The sequence below is a fragment of the Vulcanococcus sp. Clear-D1 genome (assembly GCF_014654725.1).
Taxonomy (GTDB): domain Bacteria; phylum Cyanobacteriota; class Cyanobacteriia; order PCC-6307; family Cyanobiaceae; genus Vulcanococcus.
Genome location: NZ_JACVZV010000031.1, coordinates 1 through 2,532 on the forward strand (window position 1 = coordinate 1; position 2,532 = coordinate 2,532).

The following is a 2,532-nucleotide window of genomic DNA, read 5'->3' on the forward strand; positions in this document are numbered from 1 at the left end:
TCAGCTCCAGAGACAGTGTGGATCGATCGTGCACATCGGCAGCATCCATAGCCAACTCACCAAGCCCGGGTTCACCGCCTACGCCACCAGCAAGGCGGCTTTGGCTGGTCTCACGCGGGCCATGGCCGTTGAGTTGGGGGGCAGCGTGAGGGTGAATGCGATCGAGCCAGCAGCGATCGCCACGCCGATGTTGGAGGTGGGCTTTGCTGACGCTCCACATCTGAAGAGCCAGCTGCAGGCCTTCCATCCCACGGGTGCCATCGGTAGCCCGGCTGATGTGGCCCGCGCTGTGCTGTTTCTGTTGGATCCAGCCAACAGCTTCCTCAATGGTTGTGTGCTTCCGCTCGGCGGTGGCATCCACAGCCGCCTGCACGACCCCGCTTGAACTCCATGGCAGCCCACCGCATCCTCGTCACCTGTCCGCCGATGCTCGGCATGATCGAGGCTTTCGTGGCCCCTGCGCTTGAGCTGGGTTTGGAGCTGGTGCCGGCAGAGGTCACCCAGACCCTCAGCGAAGAGGAGTTGATTGAGCTGTTGCCTCAGTTTGATGGTTGGATCATCGGTGATGACCCGGCCACCCAGCAGGTGTTTGAGGCGGGCCAACGGGGATCGCTGAAAGCGGCGGTGAAATGGGGTATTGGCGTGGACAACGTGGATTTCAAGGCCTGTGAGGCCCTGGGTATCCCGATTACGAACACACCGGGCATGTTCGGCGGGGAGGTGGCTGATGTGGCGGTGGGCTACGTGATCGCCCTGGCTCGCCATACGGTGGACATTGACCGTGGAGTCCGCAGCGGTGGCTGGCCGAAGCCACGGGGACTCTCGCTGGCAGGTCGCACGGCAGCCGTGGTGGGTTACGGCGATATCGGCCGCAACACCGCGCGTCGCTTGCTGGTGGCTGATATGCAGGTGATCGCCTACGACCCCTATGTGGATGAAGCCAGCCTTGAGCCAGGCGTCAGCCTGGCAGCCTGGCCAGAGCGCCTCGCCGACGCAGATTTTGTAGTAGTGAACTGTGCGCTCACCCCATCCAGCCATCACCTGCTCAACGCTGAAGCATTTGCTGCGATGAAGCCTGGCGTGCGCGTGGTGAATGTAGGCCGAGGGCCGGTGATTGACGAGCAGGCGCTGATCGAGGCGCTGGCCAGTGGCCAGGTGCACTCAGCTGCGTTGGATGTGTTTGAACAGGAGCCCCTGCCAGCGGAGTCGCCGCTGCGCAGCCACCCATCTTGCGTCTTTGGCTCACACAATGCTTCCAACACGGTGGACGGTGTGGAGCGCACCAGCCAGAAGGCGATTCAGCTGTTGGCCGGCTTCCTGCAGGAGGCCATAGCATGAACACAGCGACCAGGGCCCGCATTGAGCACCTGGGCCAAACGGGCCTGCGGATCGATCTCGGTGATCTCACCGTGCTCGTCGACCCCTACCTGAGCCACTCAGTGCAGGAGTTGGATGCACCGGATTTGGTGCGGCGGGTGCCCATCCCCTATCAACCCCACGAACTCACCACGGTTGACTGGGTGTTGATCACCCATGAACACATGGATCACTGCGATCCGCATACCCTGCCAGCCCTGGCCCTGGCCAGCCCGCAGGCTCGCTTCATGGGGCCTCTAGCGGTGCGCAGGCAGCTGGAGCAGTGGGGAATCTCGGGTGAACGGATCATGCCGGCCCCGGCAGACAAGTTTGATCTGGGTGTAGGGCTGAGTGTGCAGGCCATTCCAGCGGCCCACCCCAGGATTCGCTTCGATCAAGACGGCCAGCCACAGGCCGTGGGCTATCTGTTTAAACATGATGGCCGGAGCCTGTACCTGGCAGGGGATACATCTGTTTGTGATGAACTACTGGAATCTCTAGAGAGCGCTGGGCCCATTGATACTGCGCTGTTGCCGGTGAATGAGGATAATTTCTTTCGCAGGCGGCGCGGAATTGTGGGCAACATGAGCATCCGCGAAGCCTTTGGACTGGCGGCTGAGGCAGGAATTCGTAGCGTTGTGCCAGTGCACTGGGACATGTTTGCCGTGAACAGTGCCAGCCCAGAGGAGATCAAGGCTGTTTACAAGGCAGAGGCCTGGCCTTTTGAACTGATTGAAGCGGGAGGCATCAGCTTATGAGCAAGCCGGATGTTTCGATCATCATTCGCACGCTCAATGAAGAGCGCTACCTGCCTGAGCTTCTCAGCAGCATTCAGGAGCAGCGATCATCCTTCTCCCATGAAGTGGTGTTGATCGACTCTGGCTCAACCGACAGCACACTGACCATTGCCCAGCGATTTGGCTGCCGGATTCTGCACATCAGCCGAGCTGAGTTTTCCTTTGGGCGTAGCTTGAATCGCGCCTGTGAAGCAGCCCACGGAACCTATTTTGCCTTAATTAGCGGCCACTGCATTCCCTGCGATCAGCACTGGCTGCAGAATCTTGTACAACCACTGGCCGATGGACTTGTGCAGTATTGCTATGGCCGGCAGGTGGGGGGAGTGCAGACCTACTGGAGCGAATGCCAGATTTTTGCCAAATACTTTCCAGAACAGAG

The 2,532-nt window shown here is 60.3% G+C and carries 4 protein-coding genes; all 4 read left to right on the forward strand.

Annotated elements, in window-relative coordinates:
- A partial coding sequence (locus H9532_RS12685; RefSeq protein ID WP_296369082.1) for an SDR family oxidoreductase occupies positions 1–385 on the forward strand: 385 nt, incomplete at its 5' end.
- 5 nt (positions 386–390) lie between these two features.
- Positions 391–1,338, forward strand: a complete 948-nt coding sequence (locus H9532_RS12690; RefSeq protein ID WP_296369084.1) for a phosphoglycerate dehydrogenase — start codon at positions 391–393, stop codon at positions 1,336–1,338.
- Positions 1,335–2,114: an MBL fold metallo-hydrolase gene (locus tag H9532_RS12695; protein ID WP_296369086.1), complete on the forward strand. Its 780-nt coding sequence runs from the start codon at positions 1,335–1,337 to the stop codon at positions 2,112–2,114. Before H9532_RS12690 ends, H9532_RS12695 begins: the two co-directional genes overlap by 4 nt.
- On the forward strand, positions 2,111–2,532 hold a 422-nt coding region (locus tag H9532_RS12700), incomplete at its 3' end, for a glycosyltransferase family A protein (RefSeq protein ID WP_296369088.1). The genes H9532_RS12695 and H9532_RS12700, both read left to right, overlap by 4 nt.